The organism is Streptomyces sp. NPDC093064, assembly GCF_044754605.1.
Classification (GTDB): Bacteria; Actinomycetota; Actinomycetes; order Streptomycetales; family Streptomycetaceae; genus Streptomyces.
Genome location: NZ_JBIVPK010000042.1, coordinates 49701 through 68701 on the forward strand (window position 1 = coordinate 49701; position 19001 = coordinate 68701).

General features: G+C 70.4%; 17 protein-coding genes. 9 read left to right on the forward strand and 8 right to left on the reverse strand.

Annotation, left to right across the window (positions count from 1 at the left end; all coding sequences use genetic code 11):
- Positions 1-2 precede the first annotated feature (2 nt).
- Both ACIQFZ_RS33420 and ACIQFZ_RS33425 read left to right on the forward strand, forming a co-directional pair.
- Positions 3-1001, forward strand: a complete 999-nt coding sequence (locus ACIQFZ_RS33420) for an inorganic phosphate transporter (RefSeq protein WP_365428479.1) — start codon at positions 3-5, stop codon at positions 999-1001.
- Positions 1002-1032: 31 nt separating this feature from the next.
- Positions 1033-1233 carry a DUF5988 family protein gene (locus tag ACIQFZ_RS33425; RefSeq protein ID WP_361420425.1) on the forward strand — a complete coding sequence of 67 codons (201 nt, stop codon included), beginning with the start codon at positions 1033-1035 and terminating at the stop codon, positions 1231-1233.
- Positions 1234-1363: 130 nt separating this feature from the next.
- On the opposite strand, the gene pstB is transcribed toward ACIQFZ_RS33425, so the two are convergent.
- The 4 genes from pstB to pstS all read right to left on the reverse strand — a co-directional run bounded on the left by pstB (position 1364) and on the right by pstS (position 5499).
- Entirely contained in the window at positions 1364-2140 is a 777-nt protein-coding gene (gene pstB, locus ACIQFZ_RS33430; protein WP_225074491.1) for a phosphate ABC transporter ATP-binding protein PstB, read from the reverse strand.
- A gap of 65 nt (positions 2141-2205) precedes the next feature.
- Entirely contained in the window at positions 2206-3258 is a 1053-nt protein-coding gene (pstA, locus tag ACIQFZ_RS33435) for a phosphate ABC transporter permease PstA (protein ID WP_365436599.1), read from the reverse strand.
- Positions 3255-4262, reverse strand: coding sequence for a phosphate ABC transporter permease subunit PstC (pstC, locus tag ACIQFZ_RS33440; RefSeq protein ID WP_365436602.1), 1008 nt, complete (start codon positions 4260-4262; stop codon positions 3255-3257). The genes pstA and pstC overlap by 4 nt, the downstream gene beginning before the upstream one ends.
- 103 nt (positions 4263-4365) lie before the next feature.
- A complete protein-coding gene (pstS, locus tag ACIQFZ_RS33445) occupies positions 4366-5499 on the reverse strand; it encodes a phosphate ABC transporter substrate-binding protein PstS (RefSeq protein ID WP_383059508.1) in 1134 nt (377 codons plus the stop codon).
- 451 nt (positions 5500-5950) lie between these two features.
- On the opposite strand from pstS, the gene ACIQFZ_RS33450 reads away from it, so the two are divergent.
- On the forward strand, positions 5951-7546 hold the full coding sequence (locus ACIQFZ_RS33450) for an FAD-binding oxidoreductase (RefSeq protein WP_383059507.1): 1596 nt from the start codon (positions 5951-5953) through the stop codon (positions 7544-7546).
- Positions 7547-7605: 59 nt separating this feature from the next.
- Here ACIQFZ_RS33450 and ACIQFZ_RS33455 read toward each other — a convergent pair whose 3' ends face one another.
- From ACIQFZ_RS33455 to ACIQFZ_RS33465, 3 genes are all read right to left on the reverse strand, one after another.
- Entirely contained in the window at positions 7606-8310 is a 705-nt protein-coding gene (locus ACIQFZ_RS33455; protein WP_365426904.1) for a phosphatase PAP2 family protein, read from the reverse strand.
- Between the two features lie 249 nt (positions 8311-8559).
- Positions 8560-9567, reverse strand: coding sequence for a bifunctional lytic transglycosylase/C40 family peptidase (locus ACIQFZ_RS33460; RefSeq protein ID WP_365426901.1), 1008 nt, complete (start codon positions 9565-9567; stop codon positions 8560-8562).
- A 133-nt stretch (positions 9568-9700) separates the two neighbouring features.
- Positions 9701-10519 (reverse strand): trypsin-like serine peptidase, encoded by an 819-nt coding sequence (locus tag ACIQFZ_RS33465; protein ID WP_402692978.1) that lies wholly within the window; start codon positions 10517-10519, stop codon positions 9701-9703.
- Positions 10520-10988: 469 nt separating this feature from the next.
- Between ACIQFZ_RS33465 and ACIQFZ_RS33470 the strand changes: the two genes are divergently transcribed.
- The 6 genes from ACIQFZ_RS33470 to ACIQFZ_RS33495 all read left to right on the forward strand — a co-directional run bounded on the left by ACIQFZ_RS33470 (position 10989) and on the right by ACIQFZ_RS33495 (position 18311).
- Complete coding sequence (locus ACIQFZ_RS33470; protein WP_009189392.1) at positions 10989-11297, forward strand: hypothetical protein; 309 nt, start codon at positions 10989-10991, stop codon at positions 11295-11297.
- Positions 11298-11522: 225 nt separating this feature from the next.
- Positions 11523-12371 carry a hypothetical protein gene (locus tag ACIQFZ_RS33475; protein WP_365426894.1) on the forward strand — a complete coding sequence of 283 codons (849 nt, stop codon included), beginning with the start codon at positions 11523-11525 and terminating at the stop codon, positions 12369-12371.
- On the forward strand, positions 12361-13695 hold the full coding sequence (locus ACIQFZ_RS33480; protein WP_365426892.1) for a hypothetical protein: 1335 nt from the start codon (positions 12361-12363) through the stop codon (positions 13693-13695). Before ACIQFZ_RS33475 ends, ACIQFZ_RS33480 begins: the two co-directional genes overlap by 11 nt.
- Positions 13692-15251, forward strand: a complete 1560-nt coding sequence (locus tag ACIQFZ_RS33485) for an SCO6880 family protein (protein ID WP_365426889.1) — start codon at positions 13692-13694, stop codon at positions 15249-15251. The genes ACIQFZ_RS33480 and ACIQFZ_RS33485 overlap by 4 nt, the downstream gene beginning before the upstream one ends.
- A gap of 14 nt (positions 15252-15265) precedes the next feature.
- Positions 15266-16690: an ATP-binding protein gene (locus tag ACIQFZ_RS33490; protein ID WP_365426886.1), complete on the forward strand. Its 1425-nt coding sequence runs from the start codon at positions 15266-15268 to the stop codon at positions 16688-16690.
- A 13-nt stretch (positions 16691-16703) separates the two neighbouring features.
- The gene (locus ACIQFZ_RS33495) at positions 16704-18311 is read left to right on the forward strand and encodes a type VI secretion protein (protein WP_402692979.1); all 1608 of its coding nucleotides are present in this window, start codon (positions 16704-16706) and stop codon (positions 18309-18311) included.
- Positions 18312-18320: 9 nt separating this feature from the next.
- On the opposite strand, the gene ACIQFZ_RS33500 is transcribed toward ACIQFZ_RS33495, so the two are convergent.
- Positions 18321-18887 carry a GNAT family N-acetyltransferase gene (locus tag ACIQFZ_RS33500; protein ID WP_402692980.1) on the reverse strand — a complete coding sequence of 189 codons (567 nt, stop codon included), beginning with the start codon at positions 18885-18887 and terminating at the stop codon, positions 18321-18323.
- Positions 18888-19001 lie beyond the last annotated feature (114 nt).

Genomic DNA, 19001 nt, shown 5'->3' on the forward strand with positions numbered 1-19001 from the left:
CCATGGACACCTTCGCTCTGATCCTGACCATCCTGGTCGCTCTCGGCTTCGCCTACACCAACGGCTTCCACGACTCCGCCAACGCCATCGCGACCTCCGTGTCGACCCGGGCGCTCACCCCGCGCGCCGCGCTGGCGATGGCCGCGGTGATGAACCTCGCCGGCGCCTTCCTCGGCAGCGGGGTCGCCAAGACCGTCAGCGAGGGCCTGATCCAGACGCCCACCGGCGGCAAGGGGATGGGCATCCTCTTCTCCGCCCTCCTCGGGGCCATCGTCTGGAACCTGGTCACCTGGTACTTCGGCCTGCCCTCGTCCTCCTCGCACGCGCTGTTCGGCGGCATGGTGGGCGCGGCCCTGGCGGGCGGTACGACCGTGTACTGGTCCGGGGTACTGGACAAGATCGTCACCCCCATGTTCCTGTCCCCGATCGTCGGCCTGATCGTCGGCTACCTGGTCATGACGGCGATCATGTGGATCTTCCGCCGGACCAACCCGCACAAGGCCAAGCGCGGCTTCCGCATAGCGCAGACCGTGTCGGCGGCCGGCATGGCGCTCGGACACGGCCTCCAGGACGCCCAGAAGACCATGGGTGTCGTGGTGATGGCCCTGGTCATCGCCGATGTGGAGAACTACGGAGACCCGATCCCGGTATGGGTGAAGCTGGTCTCCGCGCTCATGCTGTCCCTGGGCACCTACGCGGGCGGCTGGCGCATCATGCGCACCCTGGGCCGCAAGATCATCGAACTGGACCCGCCACAGGGTTTCGCCGCCGAGACCACCGGCGCGTCGATCATGTTCGCCACCGCGTTCCTCTTCAAGGCGCCGATCTCCACGACCCATGTGATCACCTCGGCGATCATGGGTGTGGGCGCGACGAAGCGGGTCAACGCCGTCCGCTGGGGCGTGGCGAAGAACATCGTCATGGGCTGGTTCATCACCATGCCGGCCGCGGCGATCGTGGCGGCCTGCGCCTTCTGGCTGATCAGGCTGGCGTTCCTGTAGCAGCCGGGCCCGGTGTGGTCACACTGGAACCATGACGAGCAAGGCACTCCTCGAAGGCGGGCCGGAGGACCTCGCGGGCACCGTGGTGCCGGTGGTCCCTCCCGGACAGGAACTGAAGATCCCGCACCTCGGGGGATACGAGCACTACAAGGTCACCTCGCGCCACGAGGACAGCAAGGAAGGACAGGTCACCGTCTACCAGTGGTGGGAGCGCACCGAAGTCGCCGAGTGAGCGGCCGGGCGCGCACCCCGGCCGGTGAAACGCGCGGGCCCGCCCCCGGGAGCCGGGGGCGGGCCCTTCTGCGACCTCGCGGTGGCACCGCCATGCAGCACCGCGAGGGGTCTGGGGGAGGACCGGCGGTCTAGCCGAAGCGGCCGGAGATGTAGTCCTCGGTCGCCTGCACGGACGGGTTGGAGAAGATCCGCTCGGTCTCGTCGATCTCGATCAGCCGGCCCGGCTTGCCCACGGCCGCCAGGTTGAAGAACGCCGTGCGGTCCGAGACGCGCGCCGCCTGCTGCATGTTGTGCGTCACGATGACGATCGTGAAGCGTTCCTTCAGCTCGCCGATCAGGTCCTCGATGGCGAGCGTGGAGATCGGGTCGAGGGCGGAGCAGGGCTCGTCCATGAGCAGCACCTTCGGCTCGACCGCGATGGCGCGGGCGATGCACAGACGCTGCTGCTGACCGCCGGAGAGGCCCGAGCCGGGCTTGTTCAGGCGGTCCTTGACCTCGTTCCAGAGGTTGGCGCCCTTGAGCGACTTCTCGACGATGTCGCTCAGCTCGCTCTTGCGGTAGTTGCCGTTCAGCCGCAGTCCCGCCGCCACGTTGTCGAAGATCGACATGGTGGGGAACGGGTTCGGGCGCTGGAAGACCATGCCCACCTCGCGGCGCACGGCCACCGGGTCGACCCCGGCGCCGTAGAGGTCTTCCTCGTCCAGGAGCACCTTGCCCTCGACCCGGCCGCCCGGGGTGACCTCGTGCATGCGGTTGAGGGTGCGCAGGAACGTCGACTTGCCGCAGCCGGAGGGGCCGATGAACGCCGTCACCGAGCGCGGCTCGATCGTCATCGAGATGTCCTCGATCGCCTTGTGGGCGCCGTAGTAGGCGGTGAGCCCGCTGACATCGATTCGCTTGGCCATGACTACTTCACTTCCAAAAGTCCGGGGGTCGCTGACAGGCCCCGCGCGGCAGCAGCCGCAGATCGTTAACGGGGGGCCTTCCAGCGGGCGATGCCGCGGGCCGCGAGGTTGAGGATCATCACGAAGGCGATGAGGGTGAGCGAGGCCGCCCACGCACGGTCGTACGCCGCGCCGGAGCCCGCGCTGTTCGTGTACTGCTGGTAGATGTACAGCGGCAGCGAGGACTGCGCCCCTTCGAAGGGGTTCGTGTTGATGAAGGGGTTGCCGAAGACCAGCAGCAGCACCGGGGCGGTCTCACCGGCGATACGGGCGATGGCCAGCACGATGCCGGTCGTGATGCCGCCGATGGAGGTCGGCAGGACCACCCGCAGGATGGTGCGCCACTTCGGCACGCCCAGGGCGAGGGACGCCTCACGCAGCTCGTTCGGTACGAGCTTGAGCATTTCCTCCGTGGAGCGGACCACGACGGGCATCATCAGGATGGCCAGGGCCAGCGAACCGGCGAACCCGAACGGCTGCATCTTGAAGATCAGCATCAGGCTGAGGATGAACAGGCCCGCGACGATCGACGGGATGCCGGTCATGACGTCGACGAAGAAGGTCACGGACCGGGCGAGGCTGCCGCGCCCGTACTCCACCAGGTAGATCGCGGTGAGCACGCCGACCGGCGCGCCGATCAGGGTGGCGAGGCCGACCTGCTCGAGGCTGCCGATGATGGCGTGGTAGATGCCGCCGCCCACCTCGGTGTCGGCGACCAGACCCATCGAGTGGGTCAGGAAGTAGCCGTCCAGGACCTTCACACCGCGCTGGACGGTCGTCCAGACCAGGGAGACCAGCGGCACCAGGGCGAGCAGGAAGGCGACCCAGACGAGGCTGGTGGCGACCCGGTCCTTGGCCTGGCGGCGGCCCTCGACGCGGGCGGCCACGCCGTAGGTGCCGAGGACGAAGAGGACCGCGGCGATCAGACCCCACTGGACGCGGCTGTGGAGGCCGCCGGCCAGGCCGATGACGACCGCGGCGACCAGGGAGCCGAGGGCGATGGCCCACGGGGACCACTTGGGCAGGCTGGCGCCGCGCAGACTGCTGGAGCGCTTGTCGGCGATGGCTGCGTGGCTCATGCGTTGGCCCCCGAGTAGTCCTTGCGGCGGGCGATGATCAGGCGGGCCGCGCCGTTGACCAGCAGAGTGATGACGAACAGGACCAGGCCGGAGGCGATCAGCGCGTCACGGCCGTACTCCGTCGCCTCGCTGAACTTGCTGGCGATGTTCTGGGCGAAGGTGCCGCCGCCCGGGTCGAGCAGGCTGGCCCCGATGGTGAAGGTCGGCGACAGCACAGTGGCGACGGCCATCGTCTCGCCGAGCGCGCGGCCGAGACCCAGCATCGAGGCGGAGATCACGCCGGACCGCCCGAAGGGCAGCACCGACATGCGGATGACCTCCCAGCGCGTGGCGCCGAGGGCCAGGGCCGCCTCCTCGTGCATCCGCGGGACCTGGCGGAACACCTCGCGGCTGACGTTGGTGATGATCGGCAGGATCATGATCGCCAGCAGGATGCCGACGGTGAGCAGCGAGCGGGGGGCGCCGCCCTCCCAGGAGAAGATCCCGGTCCAGCCGAGGTAGTCGTTCAGCCAGCCGAACAGGCCGTCCAGGTGCGGGACCAGGACCAGCGCGCCCCACAGACCGAACACGATGGACGGCACGGCGGCGAGCAGATCGACCACGTACGCGATGGGGCCGCTCAGCCGGCGCGGGGCGTAGTGCGTGAGGAAGAGCGCGATGGCGACCGCGACGGGAACGGCGATGGCCATGGCGATGATCGAGGAGACCACCGTGCCGAAGGCCAGCACGGCGATGCCGAAGACCGGCGGCTGAAGGCCGGTGTTCCACTCGAAGGTGGTCAGGAAGTTGCCGTGGTCCTTGCTGATCGCCAGCGAGGCACGGTAAGTGAGGAAGACCGCGATCGCGGCCATGACGACCAGCAGCAGAATGCCCGACCCACGGGTGAGACCGAGGAAGATCCGGTCTCCGGGACGGGTGGCGCCGCGGGCGGCATGCTTCTGCTCGGCCTCGGACGGCTGGGGGGAAGGCGCGTCGGCGCCTGTCGTATGTGTTGATATGTCCATCGGGATCTCCGGTCTGCGGAGCCGTACGCGCGTACGTCTCCTGGCGGCGGTGCACCGGACGGTGCGGCCCGGACCCCCGCTGGGGGTCCGGGCCGCACTCGGATCAGCTCAGGCTGTCGATGGTGGTGCGGACCTTGCTGATGATCGCGTCAGGGATCGGCGCGTAGTCGTTCTCGGTGAGGATGCTCTGACCCTCCTCGCTGGCGATGTAGCGCAGGAACGCCTTGGTGGCCGGCAGGGTGTCGGCCTTGTTGCCCTTGTCGCAGACGATCTCGTACGTGACCAGGACCATCGGGTAGGCACCCTCGGCCTTGGTGTTGTAGTTCAGCTGCAGCGCCAGGTCACTGCCGGTGCCGACGACCTTGGCGTCCGCGATGGCCTTGGTGGCGTTCTCGACGGTGGCCTTGACCGGAGCGGCGGCACCCGTGTTGATGTCGACCGTGGACATGTCCTTGGCGTACGACAGCTCGAAGTAGCCGATCGCGCCCTCGGTCTGCTTCACCTGCTGGGCCACACCGGAGGACTGCGGAGCAGCCTGGCCGCCCTTCGCCTGCCAGGCCTTGCCGCCCTCGTACTTCCAGTTCTCGGGGGTGGCGGCCTTCAGGTACTTGGTGAAGTTGTCCGTGGTGCCGGACTCGTCCGAGCGGTGGAACGCCTGGATCTTGAGGTTGGGCAGCTTGGCGCCGGGGTTCAGCTTCTTGATCGCCGCGTCGTCCCAGTTCTTGATCTTGCTGTCGAAGATCTTCGCCAGGGTCGGAGCGTCGAGGACCAGGTTGTCCACGCCCGGGACGTTGTAGCCGAGCGCGATCGGGCCGCCGACCATCGGCAGGTCGATGCCCTGACCGCCACCGGTGCAGACCTTCTGGGAGGCGGTGACCTCTTCGGGCTTCAGCGCCGAGTCGGAACCCGCGAAGGCGACCTGGTTCTGGGTGAACGCCGTGACACCGGCGCCGGAGCCGCCGCCCTTGTAGTTGATCTGCACGCCACAGGCCTGGCTGAACTGCTTCACCCAGGCGTCGATCGCGTTCTTCTGCGCCGAGGAGCCGTCGGCGAGCAGCTGGCCCTTGGCCTCGTCGCACTTGATGGAGCTGTTGGGGGCCGCCGAGGTGCTGCTGTCGGTGCCGGCGTTGTTCTTGGCACCGGTGTCGTCAGAGCCGCACGCCGTGAGGGCCAGGGCGCCGGAGACGGCGAGTGCGCCGAGAGCGAGTGCCCGCCGGGTCTTGCGCTGAAGCTTCACTTGAGTTCCTTCCAGGAGCCGCCGTCCTGTCCGGCGGCGTGCGTGCGATGGTGTGGGCGACACCGATGCGCCGACCTGCGCATCAGCACCGGGTAAGCCTGAAATTAGGCAGAACAGGTGAAGCCGCCGATTGCCGGAAGTGAACGAGGGGTGAACCCCTGCCGAAAGTGCGGTGAGGTCACGGAATGCTTACGGCGAGGGCACGGGGAAGACATGGCCGGCGGGAGGCCGGTCGCCACGGACACGGGGGCGCGCCGGACACCGTGGAGTCCGCCGTGTTCCCCACCACGCAGACTGCACCGCGTCGGCGGCCCGCGCGACCGAAGCGGCCCGCGCTCGCGTGTCGGTGACGCCCCGACCGCCGTACTGTGACAATCCTGCGGCGTGGTTCCCCGGAACCCTCCGGGCCGCCTCGTCGTCTCGTTCCGCAGGAACGACAGGAGGTGCGGGCATGGAACGACGGACTTTCCTGGGGGGCGGCGCGGCAGCGGTCGCCGCGATCGCGACGACCGCGTGCAGCGGCGGCAGGGGCGGGGTGACGGCCCGGGCGGCGACGGACCGGACCACCGCCACGGGGATGTCGGCGGTTTCCGGCACCCCCTCCGCGATCACGGCGCCGAGAACCACCAGCCCCCCGGCCGCCGCCGGCTGGGCCGCGCTCGCCCGCTCCCTGGATGGCACCCTGGTCCGCCCCGGCGACGCCTCCTGGACGACCGCCAAGCAGCTCTACAACACCCGCTTCGACAGCCTCAAGCCCGCCGCGGTCGCGTACGTGGCCCACGCCGAGGACATCCGGACCGTCCTGTCCTACGCCCACGCCCACCACGTCCGCGTCGCCGTCCGCAACGGCGGCCACTCCTACGGAGGCTGGTCCTCCGGCGACGGCCGGCTGATCATCGACGTCTCCAGGCTCAGCCAGATCCGGGCGAGCGGCTCCTCGGCGGTGATCGGCGCCGGCGCCAAGCTCATCGACATCTACCGCGCGCTCACCGCGAAGGGCGTGACGATCCCCGGCGGCTCCTGCCCGACCGTGGGCATCTCCGGCCTGGTCCTCGGCGGCGGCCACGGAGTCGTCGCCCGCGCCTACGGCCTGACCTGCGACAGCCTGACCCGGGCCACCCTCATCACGGCGGACGGCAGGCAGCTGACCGCCGACGCCACCCGGAACAAGGACCTGTTCTGGGCGCTGCGCGGCGCGGGCAACGGCAACTTCGGCGTCGTCACCGAACTGGGGTTCAGGACCCACCCCGCACCCCAGGCCGTGTCGGCGTACCTGAGGTGGCCGTGGGCGAAGGCGGCGGCGGTCGTGAAGGCCTGGCAGAACTGGGGGCCCGGCCAGCCGGACGAGATCTGGTCGTCCCTGCACCTGGAGAGCTCGGCCGGCGGCACGCCCACCGTGTCCGTGGCCGCCTTCTCCCTGGGCACCTACGGCGCGTTGCAGAACGCGGTGGACCGCCTGGCCGCGGCGATCGGCGCCCCGGCGTCGAGCGTGTCGCTCAGGCGCCACTCCTACGAGCAGGCCATGGAGGCCTACGCCGGCTGCTCGTCCTTCCCGGTGGACGCCCAGTGCCACCTGCCGGGCACGACCCCCGGCCGCTCCCCGCAGGGCAGGCTCGGCCGCGAGACGTACGCGGCCCGCTCGGACTTCTTCGACCGCTCCCTGTCCTCGGCCGGCATCCAGACGCTGCTGGCCCAGCTGCGTTCGGTACGGGGCGGCGCGGGCAGCATCGCGTTCACCGCGCTCGGCGGGGCGGTCAACCGGGTCTCCCCGACGGCGACGGCCTTCGTCCACCGCCGCTCACGCATGCTGGCCCAGTACGTCGCCTCCTGGCGCCCGGGCACCACCGGCTCGGCGGCCCAGTCCTGGCTGACGTCGGCGCACAACGCCATGCGGCCCTACGCCTCCGGCGCGGCCTACCAGAACTACAGCGACCCCACCCTCAGGAACTGGCGCACGGCCTACTACGGCGACGCGGCGACCCGTCTGACCAAGCTGAAGCACCAGTACGACCCGCAGAACTTCTTCTCGTACCCGCAGGGCCTGTGAGACCCGACCGCGGACGGCCGTACCGCCGAGGTGCCGCGGTGGGCCCGGGGGGCGCCCGGCTACGCCGCCAGGTCCCGCTCCTCCGCCGACGCCCGCTCCTCGGCGGGGCGGTCGGAGACCACCGCGTCGCCCGCGCCGGCACTTCGCGCACGCACCAGCCGGCCGCCCCACGCCGACCCCTCGACCGCCTTGAGCAGCGGCGTGAGCAGAGCCGTGGCCAGAGGGGAGAGCAGCAGCGCGACAGCCGTACCCAGCGCGAACCCGCCGACCACGTCCGTCGGATAGTGCACGCCCATGTACACCCGGCAGAACCCCTCGAGCAGCGCCAGCCCGATGCCCACCAGGCCGAAGCGCCGGTCGACGACGAACAGCGCGACCGCCATCGCCATGGTCATCGTCGCGTGATCGCTCACGAAGGAGTAGTCGGTCTTCCCCTGCACCAGGACGTCCAGCCCCTGATGGTCCAGGAAGGGCCGGGGCCGCTGCACGAAACCCCTTATCGGCACGTTCACGAGCACCGCGAGACCGGCCGCCAGCGGCGCCCACACCAGCGCGGCGACGGCGGACGCCGCCCCTTCGCCGCCCCGGCGCCGCACGGACCACCAGCACCACAGCACGAGCAGCACCATGGCGAGCAGCAGCCCGTACTCGCCGACGTACTCCATGCCCCGGTCGAACCAGCGCGGCGCGTCCTTGGCCAGGCTGTTGATGTTGTAGAGCAGGTCGACGTCGGGGTTCGACCCGGATTCGGCGAGTCCAGCCATCCTGCTGAGGCCCCTTCGTCGTGTCGTCGCGGGCGCACCCGGCGTGCGCCGCCCCTGCCCACCCCCGTGGTCGTAGATCCGCTTCCGCTGCGCGCGCGTTGGGCACACACGCCACCGGTCGCACTCTTGGCTACGTCAACACCAACGCACGACCCTGATGGATGCGTTCCGCACTCCACCGAATGATCACGCAGACGTTATCGAAGAGAGACTCGTCCCCGCAGTTCAGGGGATTGGCCCACCGCCCGTTCACACCGTGGTGGGGAGTGCTTTCGCGCCATCCTCGGTGACCCTGGTGGCGCCGAAGTAGTCGGGTGTGTCGATGGGATCGAAGCGGATCACGGCGCCCGGTCTCGGCGCGTCGATCATGTACCCGCCGCCGACGTAGATGCCGACGTGCCGGATGGCCCGCGAGTTGGTCGGATCGTCGGAGAAGAACACCAGGTCACCCGGCAGCAGTTCGTCCCGCTTGGGGTGGGGCCCGGCGTTGTACTGGTCGTTGGCGACCCGCGGCAGCGTGACCCCCACGCTCTCGTAGGCGGCCTTGGTCAGCCCCGAGCAGTCGAACCGCCCGCCCTGCTCGGCGGTGCCGTTCCCGCCCCACAGATAGCGCGTGCCGAGCTTGCTCTGCGCGAAGGAGATGGCCACGGCGGCCTGCTTGGAGGGATCGACGCGGGTGACGGGGGCGGCGAAGCTCTTCTCCAGAGTCGTGATCGTCTTCACGTAGTTCCGGGTCTCCGCGTACGGTGGCACGCCGCCGTACTTGATCACCGCGTAGGCCCCGGCGTTGTAGGCGGCGAGCATGTTGTGGGTCACGTTGCCCGGCACGTCCTTGACGTACGACGCGAGTTCGCAGTCGTAGGACGCGGCCGACGGAATCGCGTCACCCGGGTTCCAGACGTCCGCCTTCCCGTCGCCGTCGCCGTCGATGCCGTGCGTGGCCCAGGTGCCCGGGATGAACTGCGCTATCCCCTGCGCCGCGGCGGGGCTCCTGGCGTTCGGGTTGAACCCGCTCTCCTGGTACAACTGGGCAGCCAGCAGAGCCGGGTTGATCGCGGGGCAGAGGTTGCCCCACTTCTGCACGAGGGGCTGGTACGCGGCCGGCACGGCGCCCTTGGCGAGCCCCACGGCCCCGCCGCCCACCCCGCCCGCGATGTTCCCCGCGGCGACGTACACGCCGACGACGAGAAGGGTGACGAAGCCGAGCCCGGAAGCGACGGCGGCGGCCGCCACGATCCATGCCTTGCGCACCGTCAACCGCCCCTCGTCCCACGGGAGTCCGCCGTCGACAGTGTAGAGGCGCCCGCCGCGCTTTTGAGGTGATCACACACGGGCGCAGGGCAGCACGGCGGCCGGCCGCCGTGCGACCCCGCCGGGAGCGCGGCGCGGATCAGGGATCGGCGGACGCGTCCTTGTAGAGCTCCACCGCGGTGGCCCCGAGGACCACGCTGTACGAGGTGCCCGCCGTCGAGCCGCCCGCCTCGTGGCCGCCGATCACGCCGACGACCCCCTGGCCACCGCTGACCCACGGGCTGCCGCTGGTGCCGCCGGTGAACTCCGGGCAGTCGATGCGCTGCTGGGTACCGCTGTGGGCCCGCGGCCTGTTGGTGCAGCTGATGGGCACCTCGCGGGAGTTCGGGTAGCCGGTGACGGTGACCGCGGTCGCCCCGGTCGACGCCCCGGTGACGAGGCGGTTGGCGCCGACGACGTCCTCGACGCCCTTGCCGCCCCGCGGGGCGAGCACGGCGAAGGCCATGTCGCTGTCCTCGTCCTGGTGCGCGGACCAGTCGTCGGGCAGGAAGCGCCGCTTCACCGTCCACACCCCGTAGGGCGCCCGGCCGTCCCGGTACCCCGGCACGAACACCAGGTCGGAGTCCCCGCCCAGGCAGTGGGCGGCGGTGACGAGGAGGTTCCGGTGGGGACTGTGCACCACCGAGGCCGTGCAGAAGTGGTTGCCGGCGAGGTGGCCGGCCTTGTCCGCACCGAACAGCGCCCCGACCCGGGCGCTCTGCGGGGTCTTCGACGTGACGGCGGTCACCCCGAGCGGTCCGGTCACCCCGAGCCGGCCGGGCCCGTCGTACGCGACAGCGACGGAGACCGAGGTCACGGCCAGCAGCACCAGAACGGCGAACAACGCCCGCACACCGGCCCGGCGGTGCGCGGGACGTGCGCGATCAGCGGTGCTCTTGATACCTGTGGTGCGCTTCATCAGGCTCCACTGTGCTGGACGAGGGTGAGAATCGGACCCCGACTTCCCTGAGATTCTCCTGTGAAACGCCCGTTCATCGTATGACCGGCCTCACACCCCTCACGACGCGTCCCTCACGACGCATCCCTCACGACGCATCCCGCTTGACGCCGGAGCCGGCAGACGTGCGAACACGGTGCCGCCGCGGAAAAGCGTGAGACCATCGGCCACGGGCGGCCGCTCACCCGACTGGTCGTCAGAAACCGTACCGGCACGGAAGAAACGTCAACGACGGAACCACACCACGGGTTGCGGTCGGACTTCATTGCCCGGCGTGACCTGCCGTGATACACAGAGTGACCATGCGTACGAAACCCACCAGGCAATGCCGCCAAGTCGACATACGGCGGCGTCATTGTCGGCGAGAATGGGTCTGACCTCTGCACAAGGGCAGAGGGCGCGGAACTACCCAACAGGGGCGGTGACTTACATGCTCTTTGCGGCCGACAAGGGAGACATCAACACCATCATCGGCGGGATCGCTCCGAACTGGGGGCCCTTCGGCAGCCTGGGCAACGAGGCGAAGGTGATGATCGAGGTGGTGATGGCCGTGGCCATCCTGCTCTGTCTCGGCATCGCCGTCTGGGGTGCCGCCAAGCAGCGCATCGGCGCCACGGCCCTGCGCGACACGTTCAGCGCCGAGCAGGGCAAGGGCCTGATCATCGCCGGACTGACGGGCGTGTTCATCATCGGCTCGCTCGGCACGCTCTTCACCATCGTGTACGGCATGGCCGTGTAACCGGCGCATACCCGCGCATGCCGCGCACGGTGCTCCGTGCGCACCGCCGGTCGGACCCTCCGGGCGCGCCCGGTGCCCCCGCTGCCCCTACCCACCCACCGTGCCCACCGGCTGAGGTTGCGTTTCCCTGATGTCGAGTCACCACACCGCGTCCACGCGGGAACCAGCACGGCTACCGTCGTACTTCCACGCATTCCGGTACGAGGTCGAGGGGGCGTACGGGGCATGAGTCGCTCAGACGGGCACGGGTACGGCGATTCGGCGCGCGCCGACGACGGGCCGTACGCGGACGGGCAGACCCGCACCCGGCTCCCGGACCGGCCCGGCGACCCCTACGGCGGCGCGCGGCGCGGTGGCCGCTCGTCCTCGCGCAGCCTGATCACGGTGGTCGCCGTGGTCGTCCTCCTCATCGCCGCGATCGCCTTCGCGAACCGCTCGGGAGGCCGCTCCCCCGCCGCCGGCGGCATCGCCGACAAGCCGAAGGCGGCGGCGACCGCGGCCACAGGCAAGCAGCCGGTGCACACGAAGTCGGGCGGAATCCCCTCGGGGTTCGCACACGACGAGCAGGGGGCGCAGAGCGCTGCCGCGAACTACGCCGTGGCCCTCGGCTCGACCGGCATGTTCAAGAAGGACACCCGGCACACCCTCCTGAACCTCCTCTACACCCCCGACGCGGCGGCCAGGCTCCAAGGCCCCATGGACCAGGCCTACTCGGCGGACTTCCTCGACAAGATGGGCCTGGACGCGGACGGCAACCCGCCCACCGGCGGCACGTTCGTCTCCCGCGTGGTGCCGGTGGGCACCACCGTGAAGCAGTACAGCAACAGCGGCGCCGAGATCGCGGTCTGGTACATGGGACTCATCGGCATGTCCGCGGAGACCTCCACCGACCCGGTCACCTCGTCCTGGAAGACGTGGACGTTCGAACTCCAGTGGTCGAGAGGCGACTGGAAGATCGTCTCCGACGCGCAGAAGGACGGCCCCGCCCCGGTCCCCGGCGACGACAAGGCCGCCACCTCCGACGAGATCCGCAAGGCCATCGAAGAGTACGGAGGGTTCACGTATGCCCGGTAGCAAGCAGCGCCTGTTCGGGCTCACCGGAGCCGTGGCAGCCGTGCAGACGTCGGTCGTGCTGTTGGCCGCCCGCGCCGTCGCCGCACCCTCACCCAGCCCGACGCCGTCGCCGAGCGACAACAACTGCGACCTCATCGTCGGCCGGGCCAGGCAGTACTGCGAGCGTGGCAACAGCCCCAGCGGCGGCGGTTCCCGGGCGCCCGACCCCACCTCCACCCTCGACCCCCTCTCCTCCCTCGCCAAGGGTTGTGCCGACGCCGCCTCCTGGACCGTCACCAAGCTCAGCAAGGCCGTGCAGGAGACCGCGAACGTCGACTTCACCAACCAGAAGTTCCTCCAGCAGTACGCGGTCGTGTTCGCCGCGTCGACCGTGCTCACGCTGGTGCTCTGGCTGCTGGCCGTGGCCAAGCGGGCCGTGCGCGGCGTGCCGCTGTCCACCGCCATCTCCGAGGCGGTCGGCTTCCTTTGGCTGACCGTGCTCGCCTCTGCCTTCACCCCGCTGATCCTCTACACGGTCGTCTCGGCCACCGACGGCGTCTCCGACGTCCTCGCCAAGGCGACCGGCGACCAGGCCGGCACCTTCTTCGGCACCTTCTCCGCCGCGCTCGCCAAGGGCGAGAACATCGGCGGCGGACCGATCATGCTGATAGTCGTATCCCTGGTGTCCATCCTCGCCGCCGGCGTGCTCTGGCTGGAACTCGTCATCCGCGCCGCCCTGCTGTACGTCGGCGCCCTGCTCGGCACCGTCGTCTACGCCGGGCTGGTCGACAAGAACCTGTGGGGGCACGTACGCCGCTGGGCCGGAATCATGATCGCGGTGATCCTGGTGAAGCCGGTCATCGTGATCGTGCTCGGGCTCGCCGGGGCGCTGTCCTCGGGCGACAACGGCCCCGGCGCCTTCTCCGCGGTCGTCTCCGGTCTCGCGATCATCCTGCTGGCCATCTTCGCCAGCGCCATGATCTACCGGTTCGTCCCGGGCTTCGGCGACGAGATCGCGGCCGGCCGCAACAACCGCATCATGCAGGGCGCCGAGAGCAAGGCCGCCGCGGTCATCAGCTCCCCGGCCAGCCTGGTCGCACAGGGCATCAAGACCCACAGCACCCGGGCCGACAGCAACGGCGGAGGCGGCGGCCAGTCGTCCGCACGCCCGGCCAACCCGGTCTCCGGCGGCGTCGCGGCGCACAGCGCCCGCGTCCCGGACGGTGGCGGCGGATCCGTCCCCTCCTCCGCACCCGCTCCCCGCGCACCCAGCCCGGTGAACAGCCCCCACGCCGGAAGCACCCGCAAGAGCAGTACCAACCGCACGGGAGGTGAAGGGCGTTGACGACCGATTCCCATGTGTCCCACACGGTCACGCCCCGCCGTACATATCTGATCGGCCGCGCCCGGCCGAACGCGATCGTCGGCCGCAACCGCGAGACCGGCGAGATCGCCCTGATCATCGCGGGCGCGTTCATCGGCATGATGTGCGGCCTGCTGGTCCCGGTGCTGCCCCTGCGCATCGTGCTGCTGACCGGCTTCCCGCTGCTGTCGCTGGCCGCGGTCTACGTGCCGTACCGGCACCGCACGTTCTACAAGTGGTTCGAGATCAACCGCAGTTACAAGCGCACCGTCAAGAGCGCCGCCGTCTACCGCTCGGGCGTGATGGAGGCCGGAACGGACCTGGACGGCCGGGAGGTCGAGATCGGGCCGCCGCCCGGCATCGGCCGGATCACCTGGCTCGCCGCGCCGTTCGGACCGGACGAGATCGCCGTACTGCTGCACGCCGACCGCAAGACGGTCACCGCCGCCATCGAGATCGAGGGCCCCGGCGTCGGCCTGCGCGACTCCGAGGACCAGGAGGCCCTCGTCGACCGCTTCGGCACCCTGCTCAAGCACGTGGCCAACGGCGACGGCTTCGTCACCCGCCTCCAGATGCTCGCCCGCACCCTGCCCGCCGACCCCGACGCCCACGCCAAGGACGTCGTCGTACGCGGGGACGAGCGGGCGCCGCAGTGGCTCCAGCAGTCCTACGACCAGCTCCAGTCCATGGTGTCCACCAGCAGCGAGCAGCACCGCGCCTACCTCGTCGCCTGCATGCACTTCACCCGGGAACTCGCCGCCGAGGCCCACGCCATGGCACGGGCCGCCCGGCCCCAGGCGGGCCGCAAACTGGACCGGGACGCCGGACTCGCGGTCGTCATGGCCCGCGAGCTGACCGACATCTGCTCCCGGCTCCAGGAAGCCGACATCCGTGTACGGCAGCCGCTCGGTCAGGGGCGGCTGGCCTCGCTGATCCACTCCATGTACGACCCGGACCACCCCATCGACCACATCCAGGCAATGACCAAGCGCAACGCCTGGCCGGCCGAACTGGACGCCATGGAGCCGACGTACCTCCAGGCCAAGACCCGCGAGTCGGCGACCCGCGAACCCTGGTGCCACGCCACCGCCTGGGTCAAGGAGTGGCCGATGACCCCGGTCGGCGTGAACTTCCTCGCGCCCCTCCTCGTCCACACCCCGGACGTCATCCGCACCGTCGCCGTCACGATGGACCTCGAACCCACCGAGGTCGCCATCGAGCGCATGCTGACCGAGAAGACCAACGACGTCGCCGAAGCCAGCCGCGCCGCGAAGATGAACCGCACCGTGGACCCGCGCGACGTCGCCGCCCACAGCCGCCTCGACCAGCGCGGCGAGGACCTCGCGAGCGGCGCGGCCGGCGTCAACCTGGTCGGCTACATCACCGTGTCCTCCCGCTCCCCCGAGTCCCTGGCCCGCGACAAGCGGACGATCAGAGCCTCGGCCGGGAAGTCCTACCTGAAACTGGAGTGGTGCGACCGCGAGCACCACCGCGCCTTCGTGAACACGCTTCCGTTCGCCACCGGAATCCGACGGTAGGGGCTGATGCTCTGATGCGGGACCCGCTGACCGCACTCACGGACGCCTTCACATCCTTCCTGTTCGGGAAGGTGGAGACGACCCGGCTGCCGGTGAGAACGTCCACGGGCCAGGCCCAGGCGGTCTACCTGCCCACCGCCGCGCCCGGCCTCGGTGACTCGGGCGTCATCATCGGCCGCGAGGTGTACTCCGGGAAGGGCTACATCTACGACCCCTTCCAGCTGTACGGTCAGCAACTCCCCGCGCCGCACTGGCTGGTCCTCGGCGAGTCCGGCAACGGCAAGTCGGCGCTGGAGAAGACCTACGTCCTGCGCCAGCTCCGCTTCCGCGACCGCCAGGTCGTCGTCCTGGACGCCCAGGGCGAGGACGGGGTGGGCGAGTGGAACCTCATCGCGGAGGAGCTGGGGATAACGCCGATCCGGCTGGACCCGACGGCGGCCCTCGACCACGGCATCCGGCTCAACCCCCTGGACCCGTCGATCACGACCACGGGCCAGCTTGCGCTGCTGCGGACCATCATCGAGGTCGCGATGGGCCACGGCCTGGACGAGCGCTCCGGCTTCGCGCTGAAGGTCGCCCACGCGTACGTCAACGAGACGATCGTGGAACGCCAGCCGGTGCTGTCGGACATCGTCGAGCAACTCCGGTACCCCGAACCGGAGTCGGCCGAGTCGATGAACGTCGCCATAGACGACGTACGGGCCTGGGGCCTGGACGTGGCACTGGTCCTGGACCGCCTGGTCGACGGCGACCTGCGCGGCATGTTCGACGGCCCCACCACGGTCGGCATCGACCTGGACGCGCCCCTGATCGTCTTCGACCTGTCCCACATCGACCGCAACTCCATCGCCATGCCGATCCTGATGGCGATCGTCGGCGTGTGGCTGGAGCACACCTGGATCCGCCCCGACCGCAAGAAGCGCATCTTCCTGGTCGAGGAGGCCTGGCACATCATCAACAGCCCGTTCGTGGCCCAGCTGTTCCAGCGGCTGCTGAAGTTCGGCCGCCGACTGGGTCTGTCGTTCGTGGCCGTCGTCCACCACCTGTCCGACGTGGTGGACGGAGCGGCGGCCAAGGAGGCCGCCGCGATCCTGAAGATGGCCTCCACCCGGACGATCTACGCCCAGAAGGCGGACGAGGCGAGGGCGACGGGACGGGTGCTCGGCCTGCCCAGGTGGGCGGTCGAGATCATCCCGACCCTGACGCCCGGTATCGCGGTCTGGGACGTCAACGGCAATGTCCAGGTGGTCAAACACCTGGTCACCGAGACCGAACGGCCGCTGGTGTTCACCGACCGCGCCATGACGGAGTCCTCCAGCGACCGCATCTCCGACGACACGCTGCGCGCCGCGGAGTTGGAGGCCGAGGAGCGGGCGGCGGCCTTCATGGGACAGCACATCACCGACCTGGGCGGCTCCTCGGAGTCGACGGTGGCCTAGAGGGGACGCACGCGTGAGACCGGACGACCGCGACCACGGGCAGGGCCGCCAGGGCCGGCGGGACGGCCAGGGCGGCGTTCCCGACGCCCTGCTGGTCGGCGTCCTGGCCTTCCTGCTCGGCATGACCCTGCTGGTGTGGACGGCCACCGGACTCGCCGGCCTGTTCGCCAACGGCTCCTGGCCCTCCGGGGTCGCCTTCGCCCGTACGCCGCTGGCGATGCGCCACCTCATCGCCGACCCGCACGACATCCCCGGCGCCTGGCCGGACGCCGCGCCGGAGCAGCTGTCGGGGTACGGGCTGTTCTGGGGCCTGTTCATCGGCCAGTTGATGGTGCTGTTCGTGCTGACCGTGTTCGTGCTGGGCACGGTGGCCCGGTGGCGAGCCGGGAGAGTGCGCAGACGGGCGGAGAGAGCGGCGGCCCGGGAACGGGAACCGGCGCCGGCACCCCAGGACGTGCCTGCGCCGGTTCCCCAGGAGGTCCCCACCCAGCGGACGGCCCCGGAGCCGGGGCGGCCGCTCGTGGCCGCCCAGCAGCCCGCGGAGGCCCCACAGCCCGTGGAAGCCCAGCAGCCCGTGGAAGCCCAGCAGCCGGTCGAGGCACCGCGGACCGCGGACCGGACGGCACCCGCGACGCCTCTCGCACAGCCCCTCGTGCCCTTCGCCGCCGCCGACAGCCGTGGCGGACCGGTCGGCGGACGGGAGAAGGTCCTGATCGCCCCGCGAGAGGCCCGGCAGGCGGCCGCGGCGCAGGCGATCCTGGACGCGGCAGGCCCGGCCCTCGTCATCACGTCGAACCCTGCCCTGTGGCAGGACACGAAGGACTCCCGGGCCAAGCTGGGCCCGGTCCTCCTCTACGACCCCGTCCACCTCTGCGACACCCCGGCCCGCCTCCACTGGTCCCCCACGGCGGGCTGCGAGGACAAGGCGACGGCGGCCGCCAGAGCCGCCGCACTGCTCGTCCCGGTCCGCCCCACCGCCAAGGTCGACCAGGCGACGGGCGACACCGCGGAAACCCTTCTGCGCAGCTTCCTGCACGCCGCCGCCATAGACGGCCGCGCCGTCCGCCACGTCCACCGCTGGGCGCAGGGCACACAGGTCCAGGACGCCGTGCGGATCCTCCGTACGAACCCCAAGGCCGCCGCCGGATCGGCCGGCGAGCTGGAGGCCTCGCTCACCTCGTACCCCGAACGGCGTGACGTCGCCCAGGAGTTGACCGGTCGCGCACTGGCCTCCCTGTTCACGGTGAACATCCGCGAGGCCTGCACTCCAAACCGAACTGATGCCGTCGCCTTGGATTCCTTCGTGAACGAAGGGGGCACGCTTTATGTGGTCGGCGAATCCCTTGAGGATCCCCGGACCAACCCGGGTGCGATGCCCCTCCTGACGGCACTCGCCTCAAGCGTGGTCGAGTGCGGCCGGCGCATGGCCGAACGGTCATCCTCCGGTCGCCTCGACCCACCACTCACGCTCGTCCTGGACGACGTGGCCGCCGTCGCCCCGCTGCCCCAGCTCCCGGGGCTGCTGGCCGACGGAGCCGACCAGGGGCTGCCCACGCTGGCACTGCTCCGCTCCCGCGAGCAGGCACGCGCCCGCTGGCCGCACGACGAACTCCCGGCGTGACCAGGGATCTCAGGGGCGCTCGAGGACGTACTCCAGCTCGGACTCCGCCGAACCGGCCGTCAGCGGCACGGTGACCCCGCTCGGCAGGAACCCGATCCTGCGGTAGAAGCGCAGGGCCCGCCCGTTGTCCTCGTGCACGATCAGCCGCACCCGCTCCACGCCGATGTCCCAGGCCCATCGCAGGGCCTCGTCGAACAGCACCTCGGTCAGCCCGTACCCGCGGTGCTCGGGCCGCACATAGACACCGACGACATGTCCCTGCCGCCGCTCGACCGGGAACCCGGCCCAGTCCGTCGTGCCGGCCTCCTCCACGAGCACGGTCACGCTTCCGACCCACTCGCCGTTCGGCCCCGCCACGATGAACTGCTGGGCGTCGCTCGACCCCACGGAGGCCCCGGCCGTCCGCTCCTGCCAGAACGAGTCCGGCCTGGCCACGGCGTCGTCGTACGTCTCCAGAAAGGCGAGGTGGGCCACCGGGTCCTGGAGCGCGATCAGCCGCAGCGCCTTCGCGGCGGGCCACTCCTCGGTGCGCACGGCACGGACAACGTACTGCTCAGTGCTGCTGGGGCTGCTCATGGGGCCACGGTAATGCACCAAATCGGGTAGGAGGGCCGGGTCGCCCAGCCCTCCTCCCACACCACCGGACATGCGGGTCACGCATCCGGCGGTTCACCGAGCTGATCTCATCCG

Bases quoted from the DNA above. Each gene is read 5' to 3' on its own strand.
- ACIQFZ_RS33420 (WP_365428479.1), top strand. From the start codon at position 3: ATGGACACCTTCGCTCTGATCCTGACCATCCTGGTCGCTCTCGGCTTC.
- ACIQFZ_RS33425 (WP_361420425.1), top strand. From the start codon at position 1,033: ATGACGAGCAAGGCACTCCTCGAAGGCGGGCCGGAGGACCTCGCGGGC.
- pstB (WP_225074491.1), bottom strand. From the start codon at position 2,140: ATGGCCAAGCGAATCGATGTCAGCGGGCTCACCGCCTACTACGGCGCC.
- pstA (WP_365436599.1), bottom strand. From the start codon at position 3,258: ATGAGCCACGCAGCCATCGCCGACAAGCGCTCCAGCAGTCTGCGCGGC.
- pstC (WP_365436602.1), bottom strand. From the start codon at position 4,262: ATGGACATATCAACACATACGACAGGCGCCGACGCGCCTTCCCCCCAG.
- ACIQFZ_RS33450 (WP_383059507.1), top strand. From the start codon at position 5,951: ATGGAACGACGGACTTTCCTGGGGGGCGGCGCGGCAGCGGTCGCCGCG.
- ACIQFZ_RS33455 (WP_365426904.1), bottom strand. From the start codon at position 8,310: ATGGCTGGACTCGCCGAATCCGGGTCGAACCCCGACGTCGACCTGCTC.
- ACIQFZ_RS33465 (WP_402692978.1), bottom strand. From the start codon at position 10,519: ATGAAGCGCACCACAGGTATCAAGAGCACCGCTGATCGCGCACGTCCC.
- ACIQFZ_RS33470 (WP_009189392.1), top strand. From the start codon at position 10,989: ATGCTCTTTGCGGCCGACAAGGGAGACATCAACACCATCATCGGCGGG.
- ACIQFZ_RS33475 (WP_365426894.1), top strand. From the start codon at position 11,523: ATGAGTCGCTCAGACGGGCACGGGTACGGCGATTCGGCGCGCGCCGAC.
- ACIQFZ_RS33480 (WP_365426892.1), top strand. From the start codon at position 12,361: ATGCCCGGTAGCAAGCAGCGCCTGTTCGGGCTCACCGGAGCCGTGGCA.
- ACIQFZ_RS33490 (WP_365426886.1), top strand. From the start codon at position 15,266: ATGCGGGACCCGCTGACCGCACTCACGGACGCCTTCACATCCTTCCTG.
- ACIQFZ_RS33500 (WP_402692980.1), bottom strand. From the start codon at position 18,887: ATGAGCAGCCCCAGCAGCACTGAGCAGTACGTTGTCCGTGCCGTGCGC.